We start from the raw sequence: 12,541 nt of genomic DNA, 5'->3' as shown, positions 1-12,541 counted from the left end.
TTGTAATCGCTATATTTCTTTTATAGATACTTCAGTAATCTCATGTATTTTTTCTATCGAGTTTTTTTTCATTAACATCTTTGTTGCTATTTTTATACTTTTTGTAACTTCACCTTCTTGTTTACCTTTTTTCCTCCCCTCCTCTATTCCTTTTGCCATACCTTGTTCTCTACCTTTTTCTTCAGCAGAAACTATATAATCACGCTCTTTATAGCTTTTATTCATATAGGCATGATAAATTATTTGCTCTTTAGGAGTTATCTTCAGTATATCAAGACGTTTTGCTACTTTCTTCATATATGGTGATTTAAAATCTTTCTTAACTTCAGAATGTTTTACTACATATAGCCATTCATCCAATTCATCTCTTATAACATCATTAAATAATGGTACTGATATTACAACATATTCTGGCAATACATTATATAAATCAAATATTTTACCTCTCATATCTCCCAAAGAAAATTGCATAGGGTGTTTTTTATCAACTTCTCTAAAAATAGTCTTACCGTGATATAAAGGTGCTTTCATATTATCAAAAGGAAAATACAATAAATTAATATGAAATATTTTTTTATAGTAGAATAATCCTCGCTCTTAGAAATACTATCAACTATTAATCTACTAGAATTAAAACAAGCTTTATGCATAAAAAGATTTGTATAGGATTTATCTATTTCTACTATATATTTATGTCCTTCTTCATCTTCCACAATGACATCTGCTACGCTAGATTTTAAGCTATCATTTTCTTTATTACTGGCACTTTCTAGTAAGGAGCTTTTATTTTAACAGCACTATAACCAGCATCTTTAAGAATAGCCGAAATAAATCCCTCAACTATTTCATAATCCCCTTTATCTCTTAATAAATATTTTATAGCGTAATCAAAACTTATTATAGTACTCATATCTCTTTTCTTGAATTAAACTTACTTTCTCAACTCTTGCAGCTATATATTCAGATTCTTCCTCAGAGTTATCTACAATCAAGTCATAATTATAAACATTAATACTAGATACTTCTATATGCAAATCAAATCTATCCATAATAGGTCCCGATACTTTCATTTGATAGTCGCTAGCACATTTTGGAGCTTTCATACATTCTTTATAAGAATCGCCTCAATAACCGCATTTACAAGGATTCATAGCTGCTATTAACTGGAAATTTGCCAGATATTTTATATGAGCATTTGATCGTGAGATTAGTATTTCACCGTTTTCAATAGGCTGTCTTCATGCATCAATAACCTGCTGTGGAAGTTCAGGTAGTTCATCTCAAAATAATACTCCGTTATGAGCTAGCGTAATTTCCCCAGGCTTTACTTTTTTTCCGACACCGCCACCGACCATAGCGGCCAATGAGCATGAATAATGTGGAGTTCTACACGGCCTTGCTTTGGTAAGTTTACCGTCTAAAAATTTTCCTGCAACACTTGTAATCGTACTACATTCTAAAATTTCTTTTGTAGACATTTTAGGTAGTATACTGAGAAGACAGGCAGCAAGTCTTGATTTACCGGTTCCGGGAGGACCAAACATTAAAAGGTTATGCCACCTGATGCTGCAATTTCTAAAGCTTGTTTAGCAATTTTTTGACCTTTTATATCTTTAAAATCGGGATAATTTATCGGCTCATCTTGTAGCTTAGCTTCCGGAGGAGTTAAAACTTGTGAACCTTTAAAATGATTTACTAGTTCAATTAAATTACCTGCAACAAGTATATTATCATTACCCGACCAAGCAACTTCCGAGCTGTTTTTACTTGAACAAATAAGACCTTTACCTCTAACAGAAGCCCCAATCGCTGCAGGTAAAGCTCCACTTACCGGTAAGCTTGAACCGTCTAATGATAGCTCTCCTATTATCCAACATTCCGCAATTTCAAGTTCAGATAAAATATTCATTGCGGTAAGTATCGTACAAGCAATCGCAAGATCGAAGTGGCTTCCTTCTTTTACTAAATCTGCCAGAACTAAATTTATTAAAATCTTTTTAGTATGTAGTGCAAGCCCTATAGAAGATAACACTGCTTTAACACGTTAGACTTGCTATATGCCTTATCATGAAATTTTTCTTAAAATACTATTTTGCTAGGTTGTAGATGTTATTGCATGAATACTACTAAATCGTCATTGTGAGCAGACATAGGCTGCGTGGCAATCTCATGAAATAATAACAAACTCCTGAGATTGCTTCGTCAATTACTGACGTAATTGCCTCGTAATGATGAAAAATAACAATCTTACCTTAACCATTGATTGAAAAACGTACTATAGAACAAACTTAGCTAAGTCGAGATTAGTTATTATTTTTGATAATTGATTTTCTACGAATTTATCATCGATAGTTATTTTTTTGCCTTTCATTTCGCTAGCTTCAAAGCTTATATCCTCAAGCAAATTCTCAAGTATAGTATGCAGCCTTCTAGCCCCTATATCTTCGACTTCTAAATTAACGGTGATCGCATAATCCGCTATCTTCTCAATAGCAGAAGCAGCAAATTCAAGACGTACATCTTCAGTACCTATTAACGCCGAATATTGTTTTATTAAACTAGTTTCAGGCTCAAGCAATATTTTAATCATATCATCTTTGGTAAGCGAATTTAATTCTACTCTAATCGGTAACCTTCCTTGTAACTCCGGTAATAAATCAGAAGGTTTAGCAATATGAAAAGCACCGGAAGCAATAAATAATATATGATCGGTTTTAACCGGTCCATATTTAGTATTAACCGTCGTGCCCTCTATCAAAGGTAGCAAATCTCTTTGCACTCCCTCTCTACTTATTTCGGCATTTTTTGCTCCGGAACTACCAGTTGAAGCTATTTTATCAATTTCGTCAATAAAAACTATACCGTCATTTTCAGCTAAATTTATAGCTTGCTGAATAATTTTTTCTTGGTCTATTAATTTTTCTGATTCTTCAGGTATAATAATAGCCATAGCATCTTTAACTAGCATTTTTTTTGTTTTAGTCTTACTACTGCCAAGGGCTCGTCCAATCATATCGCCAAGATTAAGAACGCCCATAGATGCTCCCGGCATACCCGGTATTTCAAAACTTCCACCGCCGACAGGTGTAGTATCAGCTACGCTAATTTCAATTTCCTTATCATCAAGTTCGCCGTTTAAAATTTTTTCTTTGAACTTTTCTCTAGTCTCACTACTAGAAGTTTTACCTACTAAACTATCTAATATTCTCTCGATCGCTTTTTCACGGGCATGAATATCTACTTTCGTTTTTGCTAAAGTTTTTTCAGTATTAACGGCTATTTCGACTAAATCACGAATTATTGATTCTACATCACGCCCTACATATCCGACTTCGGTAAATTTAGTTGCTTCAATTTTATAGAAAGGAGAATTAGTCAGTTTTGCAAGGCGTCTTGCTATTTCCGTTTTCCCGACACCGGTTGAACCAATCATTAAAATATTTTTCGGTACTATTTCATTACGTAAATTACCTTCTACTCTTTTACGACGACAACGATTTCTAAGTGCAATAGCAACAGCTTTTTTGGCCTTTTCTTGACCTACGATAAATCTATTAAGTTCATTCACTATTTGAGAAGGGGTAAGCCCCATAGGGTCTTTTTTATAAGTAGTTTTAGTAGCTTTCATACAACTTTTTCCATTATAATATTATGATTAGAAAATACACACAAATCTGCAGCTATATTCATAGATTTTAAAGCAATTTCTTCAGCAGTTAAATTATTCTCGTAAGACATTAGAGCGCGAGCGGCAGATAGCGCAAATAAACCGCCTGAACCTATTGCTGCAACATTATTTTCAGGCTCTACAACATCACCGTTACCGGTTAAAATTAATATATGACTACGATCAGCAACAATCATCATTGCTTCCAAACGTCTCAAATATTTATCGCTACGCCAATCTTTTGCAAGCTCAACTGCACTTCTAAGTAAATTATGCTTATGTTGCTCTATCTTTACTGCAAGCTTTTCAAATAACGCAAGACCGTCAGCCGTAGAACCCGCAAAACCGGCAATAATTTTATTATTTGCTATAGTCCGAAGTTTTCGTGCTGTAGATTTTAGTACGGTATTACCATGCGAGACTTGTCCATCTGCTGCTATAATTATTTCTTCGTTCTTTTTTAAACAAAGTATTGTTGTACCGTGTAAGGATAAATTATCTGACATAATATAAAATTTATTGATATTAAGTTGTTAATTAAGTACTATTAGAATTACTGTTAAGTAGACGAATAGACGAAGTTTAATTTGGAAAAGAGCAAGGAGTCTGTAAGCCGAGGAGCGGAGCGTATATTAATACGTGAGCACCCGAGGACTTACCAAAACGACGTAGCCAATTTTCCAAATTAAACGAGTATACTTAGACTAATCCAGAGTATACTTGAGTATACTTGACTAATCCAATTTAATTAATTATTGTCCCTTGAATTTTCAAGGCTTAAACTTAAATAATGAATATATACGCAATATACATTAACTCCACACAAAAAAATAATAATTTTATTGTTATTGCAGAAGGCTTTTCATGGATAGCAGCTCTTTTAAGTATATTTTGGGCATTATACCATAAAATGTGGTTAATTGTTGCTATTGCCGTAATAGCGAATATAATCGTTACGGCGATTAATATCGAAGAGTTAAAGTTTATATTTAAGATAGTCTTAATATTAGGCTTCGGCTTTTTTGCTTCAGATATTAGAGAAAATTATTTAAAAAGAAATAATTACCGACTAGAAGATATAATAATTGCCAACTCTAGAATTGAAGCTGAATTAAAATTTCTAAAACGTAGTATGCTTGTTTAACAGCAACGTGGTTTCATACATATTAAATCGTCATTGCGAGAGCAGTCGTAGACTGCACGGCAATCCAGAAAAAAATTAAAGAAATGCTAAAATTAGCATTTCTTACTGGATTGCTTCGTCAAAACTTACATTTTTTACTCGCAATGACGGAAAATTAAGCCATACAATAAAGCTTTTAACAGGAATAAAATGATGTATAACAAAGAAAATGTTTTTGCAAAAATCATAGGTAAAAATCTTCCGGCAGAAATAATTTATGAAGACGAACAAATTTTAGCATTCAAAGATATAGCACCCGTAGCACCTGTACATATTATCGTTATACCTAAAAACGAATATATAGATTATGCCGATTTCATCTCTAAAGCTTCTATAGACGAAATAAAACATTTTTTTGCTAAACTTTCTGATATAGCAAATGAAGCGGGTTTAGATAAAGACGGTTATCGTTTAATAACTAATAAAGGCGAGAAATCGGGACAAACTATTTTTCATTTCCATTTCCATATTATCGGAGGTGAAAAACTCATCGGATTAATAAATAATGACTAAAAAATACAATATTGCAGTAATCGGAGCTACAGGAAATGTAGGGCGTGAAACTCTCAATATTCTAGCTGAGCGTAATTTCCCCATTAATAAAGTTTATGCTATAGCTTCAGATAGCTCTCTAGGGCGGAAAGTAAGCTTTGGAGAAAAAATACTACAAATTAATAGTTTAAAAAGTTTACATTTTGACGATATCGATATTGCTTTTTTTTGTGCAGGTTCAGAAGTGTCAAAAGAATTTATACCAAAAGCTACTGCTAGTAATTGTGTAGTTATCGACAAATCCTCACTTTTTAGAGTTGATAATCAAGTGCCGTTAATTGTACCTGAGGTTAATTTATCAACACTTAAAGAGTTTAATACTAAAAATATCATAGCTAACCCTAACTGTATCGTCATTCCGCTTGCAGTAGCATTAAAACCGCTAGATAATGAAATAAAGATTAAAAGAGTAGTGATATCTACTTATCAATCAGTATCAGGAGCAGGTAAAGCAGGAATGGACGAACTCTACGACCAAACAAAATCTAAATATGTTTTTGGAGAGAATGATCCTAAGAAATTTCCAAAACAGATTGCATTTAATCTTTTTCCTCATATAGGTGATTTAAATAAAGATGGCTATACAAGTGAAGAAGCAAAAATTGCTTCTGAACTAAACAAAATTATAGGTAATCACTTTAAAGCTAGCATTACTTCTGTTAGAGTACCAGTATTTATCGGTCATTCTATATCGGTTAACATAGAATTTAACGACAAAATTGATGCCAAAGAAGTCGAAGAAATATTACAAGATGCCGATGGAATTGTTACAATTTCTAATAATAATTACCTTGCGTATATCTCACCCGTTGAAGTGGTAGGCGAAGATGCCGTATATGTCTCCCGAATTAGAAATGACGTAAGTAGAGATAATACGATAAATCTATGGATCACATGTGATAACTTACGTAAAGGAGCAGCTTTAAACAGTGTTCAAATTGCTGAAGAATTAATTAATAATTATTTATAATAATAACTAATATGGATAATAAAAATAATAATCTAAATAAAAAAAACCCACTAGTAATAGCATTAGGCGAATGTATAACAGCTTTTTGGATAGTCTTTTGGTTTGCTTTTGTAATCAACTTACTAATGTTAATTACTCCTCTTTACTCACTACAAGTTCTTGATAGAGTCCTTGGAAGCGGTAATCTACAAACATTATTATTTTTATCAATAATAATCGCATATATTTATTTTGTTTACGGATTATTACAAATTGCTCGTTCTTTTACACTTATAAAGGTAGGAGAATGGCTTGATAGAACAGTAGCTCCCGTAATTTTTGCTTCTTCAATTTCTGCAGCTGCAACACGAGCAAATATGGGTTCTAGCCAATTATTACGTGATTTTCAAGCCGTCAAAACATTCCTAACAAGTACCGGAATTAATACTTTATTCGATGCCCCTTGGAGCCTTATCTATATTGCGGTTATTTTTTCAATTCATCCATATATCGGTCTTATTACCGTTTTTGGTGCAATTATAATAGTTTCAACCGCTTTCTTTAACGCTGCAGCTACTAATAAAACACTTGGTGAAGCTACCGAATTTTCGATAAAAGGTATGACACAAGCCGATATTGCAAACAGAAATGCAGAAGCAATTGAAGCAATGGGAATGATGAAGAATGTTACAAAAAATTGGCATAAATTTAACATATTAGCACTTGATAAGCAATCGGTTGCTAGCTATCGTAACAGTGTTATTTCTAACTTTTCAAGGTTTATCCGTAATATAATGCAAATGGCTGTTACCGGAGTCGGTGCTTACATTGTTGTAAAATCTCACAGTGCAGATATGACTCCCGGTAATATGATTATGAGTTCTATCATAGTCGGTAGAGCTCTTGCTCCTTTCGATAATGCTATTGATTTATGGAAAAGTATGAGCGGTGCTATTAAATCATACAAAAACATTAATAATTTATTTAACACTTATTCTTCTAGAGACGAAACGATGCCAATTCCGAACGTTGATGGTCATCTTACTGTTGAAAATATTTATTATGCTCACCCTATACCGCAATATTTACCGCAACCTCCCGTACCGAAATATATCTTAAAAGGCGTTAGTTTTGCAGTACAACCGGGCGAAGTTTTAGCAATTATCGGTCCTTCGGCTACAGGAAAATCAACTTTAGCTAAAATCATAGTCGGGGTATGGAAAGAATCATCAGGTTCCGTACGTTTAGATAGTGCTGAAATTTATCGTTGGAATAGAGAAGATTTCGGTAGACATGTCGGCTATCTTCCTCAAGGAATAGAACTTTTTAGCGGTAGTATTAAACAAAATATAGCTAGAATGGAAGAAGATGCCGATCCGCAAAAAGTTATTGAAGCAGCTAAAATAGCCGGAGCTCATGAAATGATATTAAGATTCCCTGACGGTTATGATTCTGATATCGGTCCTGCAGGCTCTAATCTATCAGGTGGTCAAAGACAGCGTATCGGGCTTGCTAGAGCTTTTTACGGTAATCCAAAACTCATCATTTTAGATGAGCCTAATGCTAATTTAGATGAGGCAGGTGAAGTTGCCCTTGCAAGTGCCTTAAAACAAGCAAAACTTAAAGGAATAGCAGTTCTTGTAATTTCACATAGACCATCCGTATTATCCGTTGTTGATAAAATTCTAATATTACAGGATGGAGCCGTTGCAGTTTACGGAACGGAAGAAGAGATTCAAAAACACTTTAAAACTTTAAAAAGCGGTACAATTCATATTAATAACTAAAGTGTCATATCGTGACTTGATTGGCATTGTTGCATGGCTTCCAAATCATCATTGTGAGGGAACTTTAGTGAGCCTGGCAATCTCATGAATTCTATCAAGATTGCTTCGTCAATTACTACATCATGTCCTCGCAATGACGCAAAATACAAACAATACTGACTAAATATAATAATGATTAAATATTATGCAGGACTTAAAACACAATAAACCTCAAATTACTCCGGAACAATTAAAACAATTATTGTCCTTAAGAGCAGATGCGTTAAATCTTAAAGGTCAAAGTTCTAAACGTAAAGCTTTAATAAATACTACATTAAAGAAAACCTCTCATGCTATAGAATTCTTATTAGTAAAACTTGATAGGTTTGTTAATTTTATTACCAAGAAAACCGATAAAGATCGTAATAACGTAGCCCAAGCTGCAAGATCACCTATACTTTTCGGTATTTATGTTATGATCTTTTTAGTATTAATAGGTGGATTATGGTCAGCTCTTGCTCCACTTGATAGTGGTGCTGTAGCTGTCGGTATCGTAATGCCAAGCACAAATAAAAAAACGATTCAACATCATGAAGGCGGAATAATCAATGCTATTTATGTGAAGCAAGGTGATAAAGTCAAAGAAGGCGATAAATTAATAGAGCTTGAAGAAACTAGAATAAAAAGCGAACATGAAAATATTCTTGGTCAGTACCGTAATTTTTTAGCAACTGAAAATCGTTTAATTGCCGAACGTGATAATTTAGAACAAATCGAATTCTCTGATTTTCTAATGCAGGATATCAATTTACCGGAAGTAGCTAAAATAATTCATACGCAGGAAAATTTATTTAGATCTAGAAAAGAAGTATATAACTCAGAGAAAGATGCATTACATCAAAATATTGCTCAACTTGAGAAAAAAATTGAAGGTTTAGAAGCAAAAAAAGTTGCCGCCTCCAAAACTGCTGAAGTTTATCAAGACCGTTTAAAAGCTTTAAGAACGTTAAAAGAAAAAGGCTTTGTACAAAAAGCAGCCTTATTAGACCAAGAGGCAAAAGTTGCAGCTTCAAAAAGCGATGTTGCAACAACTGAAGCCGAAATAGCAGGAATACGCCATGCTATTACCGAAACTCAAATTAAAATTATAAATCAACAAAATAAATACACTGAACGGACTTTAACAGAGCTTCGTGAAGCTCAAGTACAAACCGCATCTCTTAAAGAAAAATATAATGCCCTAACGGATTCGCTTAATCGTGTGATAATCAGATCACCTGTTGACGGTATAGTTAATAGTTTAAAATATCATACAATAGGCGGTGTTATAAGTCACGGACAACCTATTATGGAAATTTCGCCAACTAATGACCCATTAATAATAGAAGCAAAGGTATCTCAAAAAAACATTGACTCAGTACATGAGGGATTAGTTGCAAAAATACGTTTCAGTGCATTTAAATCAAGAACAACTCCAACATTTACCGGTAAAGTAGTAAGCATATCTCCCGATATCGTACAAGATGAAAGACAGTATCCAGGACAACAGCAAGATAATTATTATGTTGCAAGAGTTGAAATCGATATGGATGAATTTAACAAAGTTGCTAAAGTTAAAAATCTTGAATTACACCCCGGTATGCAAGCTGAGGTACAAATCGTAACAGGTACTAGAACACTACTTAGATATTTACTTGATCCCGTTACTGATACTGCATTTAAAGCTTTCAGAGAAAAATAGATAATTTGAAAATTTTAAGTTAGATAACTTTACGAAACCTAAATATTTACAATATTTATTAAAAATTCTTAATCCTTTATTGACTTTGAATCAAAAGCAGTATAGCTTATTTTGTAATCTAATTAATATACAAAGGTTATGTTAGGCTACGAAAAAGAACAAAGAAGTTTAAATACAGAACAAAAACAAGCAGTCGGATTACTTTCTATAGGTACATTTCTAGAGTATTTTGACCTTATGCTTTATGTGCATATGGCGGTGCTTTTAAATAATTTATTTTTTCCGGAATATGATCCTTTCACTTTTTCGTTGCTTACTGCCTTTTCTTTCTGTTCTACCTATTTGCTAAGACCTATAGGAGCATTAATATTTGGGTATATAGGCGATCATTTTGGACGTAAGATTGTAGTTGTTTTAACTACCCTATTAATGGCTATTACTTGTGTGATTATAGGCAGCATGCCAACATATGCACAGATAGGTATAACAGCCTCTTGGGTTTTTACTATATGTCGTATAATTCAAGGTATGTCAGCAACTGCAGAAGCACGAGGTGCAGAGCTGTACTTAACCGAAAATTCATCTCCTCCTATACAATATCCATTAGTAACAATTATAACCGTATTTTCTGCCGTAGGCACTACGGTAGCACTAGGTATTGCATCAATTTTTACTAATCAAAATATTTATCACCATGAGTCAAGTTGGCGTATAGCCTTTTTCGTTGGTGCAACTATCGCTTTTGTAGGTACTATTGCAAGGACTAGTTTAAAAGAAGCAGAGGCATTTTCAAATAAAAGAAACCAATTAAAACTAAGACTTCAAGAAAATAATATTATGCTTGAAGAAATTGACAAAGATATTCTAGATCAAAAAGTTCCAAACACCACTTCTATTTGGTATTTCTTTATCCAGTGTGCTAGACCACCGTGTTTTTATTTCGTATATATATATTGCGGTGATATATTAAAAAGAGAATGTGGATTTACTCCAAGTCAAATTATAAATCAAAATTTTTGGGTATCTATAATAGATTTACTCGGTATTATCGGTCTTGCATTTATTAGCTATAAAATCCATCCTTTAAAAATCCTAAAGGTAAAATTATATCTATTTTTTACCTCTCTCATTTTTTTTCCTATAATGTTAAATTATAACCCTACTCCCTTATATATTTTTATTTTTCAATGTTTAGCTGCATTATTCGTATTTGATCACGTACCAGCAGCTCCTATATTTTATAAATATTTTCCGGTTTTTAAGAGATTTACATATACTAGTATGCTAAGTGCAATAGCAAAATTATTTACTTATATTATAACGTCATTTGGTTTAGTTTATATTACCAATTATCTAGGATATTGGGGATTATTTTTAATTTTCATTCCGGTAGGTATAACTTTTTTTATGGGAGTAACTTATTTTGAGAAAATGGAAACGAACCGAAATTTATAATTTTATTAAAAGTAGAATTTATATTAAATTTTAAATTATTTTTATAACATTCAGCATATATAAGCTCTGAAACTGAAGGTATTTCAAGTATTTCACTTAACACTAAAAAGCTTTTTAATGTCTCTTTAATTATTTTATGAGCTTTTTCAGGCGATTTTGCTTCCAAAGTTTGTAAATTATGTATTCTATCAAAAAGTTTTATAAGAGCAGTATCGTATCTTTTTTGTTTAATTAATAAAATAAGACTTTTCTCGCTACTTATTTTGCCCCAAGGTTTAATTCTAGTTAGACCTGCTACATGCCTTGCTACTTCTTCATCAAAAATATTGCTAATTATTTCTTCAGTAAGTTCAGTATCTTCAATAGTGTCATGAAGTAATGCAGCTTGTAGCATTCTAAAAGTAAAGAGTTTAGGCACTTCTTTTGCTACAAATTCCGCTACCATAATCGTTACTGCGATTGGATGAGAATAATAAGGGTCACCTGATTGACGCATTTGCTCACCATGATATTTACGAGCATAATAAATACCTTTTTGAACTTCTCTAATATCGATAGGTTGTTTGACTTGGGTATTTAAAAATAAAAGCCTTTCGATTAATTGATCTGAATATTTACAGCTTTCAAAATTTTTTTCCCAATATTCTATATCTTTCATACAATCGTCCCATATATATATATATATTATTTTATTGTTTTTTTTGATGATTATCTTTTATATTTTCTTTTTAAAATCCAATTATTATTTATTAAAAATCTCTATATTTAATAAATTTTCTATTTTTAATGCTAAAAAATAATTATATATTAAAAATAGTTTTTTACAAAGGTTTATATGTCATTCTTAACTATCACCTACATTTTTTCTCATTACAACAATATTTCTTTTTCGTCTGTATGGCTTAGGAAGTATTCTTTCGAGGGTTTTTTAAAAGAACATTACAAAATCTTTTACCAGAACAGCAGATTTTAGCTGTTATTATAGCATCTTTAATATTTGGGATTACATATTTTCAAGGCAGAATATATAGCTTTAAGCACTATATGCGGTTTTTTCTATGGTTATGCATATTATAAAACAGGCAAAATATTTATGCTCTGTGATAGTTCATTTCGGTCTAAATTTATGCCATGTATTATTATTTACTTATCCTGCTCTTAAAACTTTGTGAAATAAATGTAATTTTAATAGACAAAGTTATAGAGTTTTTTTATTTACAAATAGTAA

General features: G+C 32.3%; 15 protein-coding genes and 1 pseudogene. 8 read left to right on the top strand and 8 right to left on the bottom strand.

Going from position 1 to position 12,541, the window contains the following annotated elements:
- Window positions 1–9: 9 nt before the first annotated feature.
- The 7 genes and pseudogenes from ACSFFC_RS04790 to hslV form a co-directional block, all read right to left on the bottom strand.
- The gene (locus ACSFFC_RS04790; RefSeq protein WP_014410561.1) at window positions 10–552 is read right to left on the bottom strand and encodes an RpnC/YadD family protein; all 543 of its coding nucleotides are present in this window, start codon (window positions 550–552) and stop codon (window positions 10–12) included.
- The gene (locus ACSFFC_RS04785) at window positions 528–716 is read right to left on the bottom strand and encodes a hypothetical protein (RefSeq protein WP_231282997.1); all 189 of its coding nucleotides are present in this window, start codon (window positions 714–716) and stop codon (window positions 528–530) included. Before ACSFFC_RS04785 ends, ACSFFC_RS04790 begins: the two co-directional genes overlap by 25 nt.
- Window positions 717–769: 53 nt before the next feature.
- Entirely contained in the window at window positions 770–910 is a 141-nt protein-coding gene (locus ACSFFC_RS04780) for a hypothetical protein (protein WP_014410559.1), read from the bottom strand.
- Window positions 888–1,544 (bottom strand): annotated as a pseudogene (locus tag ACSFFC_RS04775) (ATP-binding protein). Before ACSFFC_RS04775 ends, ACSFFC_RS04780 begins: the two are co-directional and overlap by 23 nt.
- Window positions 1,544–2,032, bottom strand: a complete 489-nt coding sequence (locus tag ACSFFC_RS04770) for a magnesium chelatase domain-containing protein (RefSeq protein WP_041472198.1) — start codon at window positions 2,030–2,032, stop codon at window positions 1,544–1,546. Before ACSFFC_RS04770 ends, ACSFFC_RS04775 begins: the two are co-directional and overlap by 1 nt.
- Window positions 2,033–2,275: 243 nt before the next feature.
- A complete protein-coding gene (gene hslU / locus ACSFFC_RS04765; RefSeq protein WP_004996100.1) occupies window positions 2,276–3,628 on the bottom strand; it encodes an ATP-dependent protease ATPase subunit HslU in 1,353 nt (450 codons plus the stop codon).
- On the bottom strand, window positions 3,625–4,173 hold the full coding sequence (hslV, locus tag ACSFFC_RS04760; RefSeq protein WP_004996101.1) for an ATP-dependent protease subunit HslV: 549 nt from the start codon (window positions 4,171–4,173) through the stop codon (window positions 3,625–3,627). The genes hslU and hslV overlap by 4 nt, the downstream gene beginning before the upstream one ends.
- Before the next feature lie 81 nt (window positions 4,174–4,254).
- Between hslV and ACSFFC_RS04755 the strand changes: the two genes are divergently transcribed.
- The 7 genes from ACSFFC_RS04755 (at window position 4,255) to ACSFFC_RS04725 (ending at window position 11,313) form a co-directional block, all read left to right on the top strand.
- The gene (locus ACSFFC_RS04755) at window positions 4,255–4,356 is read left to right on the top strand and encodes a palindromic element RPE5 domain-containing protein (protein WP_014410558.1); all 102 of its coding nucleotides are present in this window, start codon (window positions 4,255–4,257) and stop codon (window positions 4,354–4,356) included.
- Window positions 4,357–4,457: 101 nt separating this feature from the next.
- Window positions 4,458–4,811, top strand: a complete 354-nt coding sequence (locus tag ACSFFC_RS04750; protein ID WP_004996102.1) for a DUF2628 domain-containing protein — start codon at window positions 4,458–4,460, stop codon at window positions 4,809–4,811.
- 192 nt (window positions 4,812–5,003) lie between these two features.
- On the top strand, window positions 5,004–5,363 hold the full coding sequence (locus tag ACSFFC_RS04745) for an HIT domain-containing protein (RefSeq protein ID WP_012150637.1): 360 nt from the start codon (window positions 5,004–5,006) through the stop codon (window positions 5,361–5,363).
- Window positions 5,356–6,372, top strand: a complete 1,017-nt coding sequence (gene asd, locus ACSFFC_RS04740) for an aspartate-semialdehyde dehydrogenase (protein WP_014410557.1) — start codon at window positions 5,356–5,358, stop codon at window positions 6,370–6,372. The genes ACSFFC_RS04745 and asd overlap by 8 nt, the downstream gene beginning before the upstream one ends.
- An 11-nt stretch (window positions 6,373–6,383) precedes the next feature.
- A complete protein-coding gene (locus ACSFFC_RS04735) occupies window positions 6,384–8,138 on the top strand; it encodes a type I secretion system permease/ATPase (RefSeq protein WP_014410556.1) in 1,755 nt (584 codons plus the stop codon).
- A 184-nt stretch (window positions 8,139–8,322) separates the two neighbouring features.
- On the top strand, window positions 8,323–9,858 hold the full coding sequence (locus tag ACSFFC_RS04730) for an HlyD family type I secretion periplasmic adaptor subunit (RefSeq protein WP_014410555.1): 1,536 nt from the start codon (window positions 8,323–8,325) through the stop codon (window positions 9,856–9,858).
- 138 nt (window positions 9,859–9,996) lie between these two features.
- Window positions 9,997–11,313: an MFS transporter gene (locus ACSFFC_RS04725; RefSeq protein WP_045817005.1), complete on the top strand. Its 1,317-nt coding sequence runs from the start codon at window positions 9,997–9,999 to the stop codon at window positions 11,311–11,313.
- Here ACSFFC_RS04725 and ACSFFC_RS04720 read toward each other — a convergent pair.
- Window positions 11,264–11,971: an HD domain-containing protein gene (locus ACSFFC_RS04720; RefSeq protein WP_014410553.1), complete on the bottom strand. Its 708-nt coding sequence runs from the start codon at window positions 11,969–11,971 to the stop codon at window positions 11,264–11,266. The two genes, ACSFFC_RS04725 and ACSFFC_RS04720, sit on opposite strands and share 50 nt — an antisense overlap.
- Before the next feature lie 308 nt (window positions 11,972–12,279).
- Here ACSFFC_RS04720 and ACSFFC_RS04715 point away from each other — a divergent pair, with 308 nt between their 5' ends.
- A complete protein-coding gene (locus ACSFFC_RS04715) occupies window positions 12,280–12,390 on the top strand; it encodes a hypothetical protein (RefSeq protein WP_331270838.1) in 111 nt (36 codons plus the stop codon).
- Window positions 12,391–12,541: the final 151 nt, after the last annotated feature.

The organism is Rickettsia parkeri (genome assembly GCF_051427245.1).
GTDB lineage: Bacteria > Pseudomonadota > Alphaproteobacteria > Rickettsiales > Rickettsiaceae > Rickettsia > Rickettsia rickettsii.
This window is presented reverse-complemented; position numbering and strand designations above follow the sequence as displayed.

Coding starts and splice junctions, on each gene's coding strand:
- hslU (WP_004996100.1), bottom strand. CDS start 3,628: ATGAAAGCTACTAAAACTACTTATAAAAAAGACCCTATGGGGCTTACC.
- asd (WP_014410557.1), top strand. CDS start 5,356: ATGACTAAAAAATACAATATTGCAGTAATCGGAGCTACAGGAAATGTA.
- hslV (WP_004996101.1), bottom strand. CDS start 4,173: ATGTCAGATAATTTATCCTTACACGGTACAACAATACTTTGTTTAAAA.
- ACSFFC_RS04745 (WP_012150637.1), top strand. CDS start 5,004: ATGTATAACAAAGAAAATGTTTTTGCAAAAATCATAGGTAAAAATCTT.
- ACSFFC_RS04725 (WP_045817005.1), top strand. CDS start 9,997: ATGTTAGGCTACGAAAAAGAACAAAGAAGTTTAAATACAGAACAAAAA.
- ACSFFC_RS04735 (WP_014410556.1), top strand. CDS start 6,384: ATGGATAATAAAAATAATAATCTAAATAAAAAAAACCCACTAGTAATA.
- ACSFFC_RS04780 (WP_014410559.1), bottom strand. CDS start 910: ATGAGTACTATAATAAGTTTTGATTACGCTATAAAATATTTATTAAGA.
- ACSFFC_RS04730 (WP_014410555.1), top strand. CDS start 8,323: ATGCAGGACTTAAAACACAATAAACCTCAAATTACTCCGGAACAATTA.
- ACSFFC_RS04720 (WP_014410553.1), bottom strand. CDS start 11,971: ATGAAAGATATAGAATATTGGGAAAAAAATTTTGAAAGCTGTAAATAT.
- ACSFFC_RS04750 (WP_004996102.1), top strand. CDS start 4,458: ATGAATATATACGCAATATACATTAACTCCACACAAAAAAATAATAAT.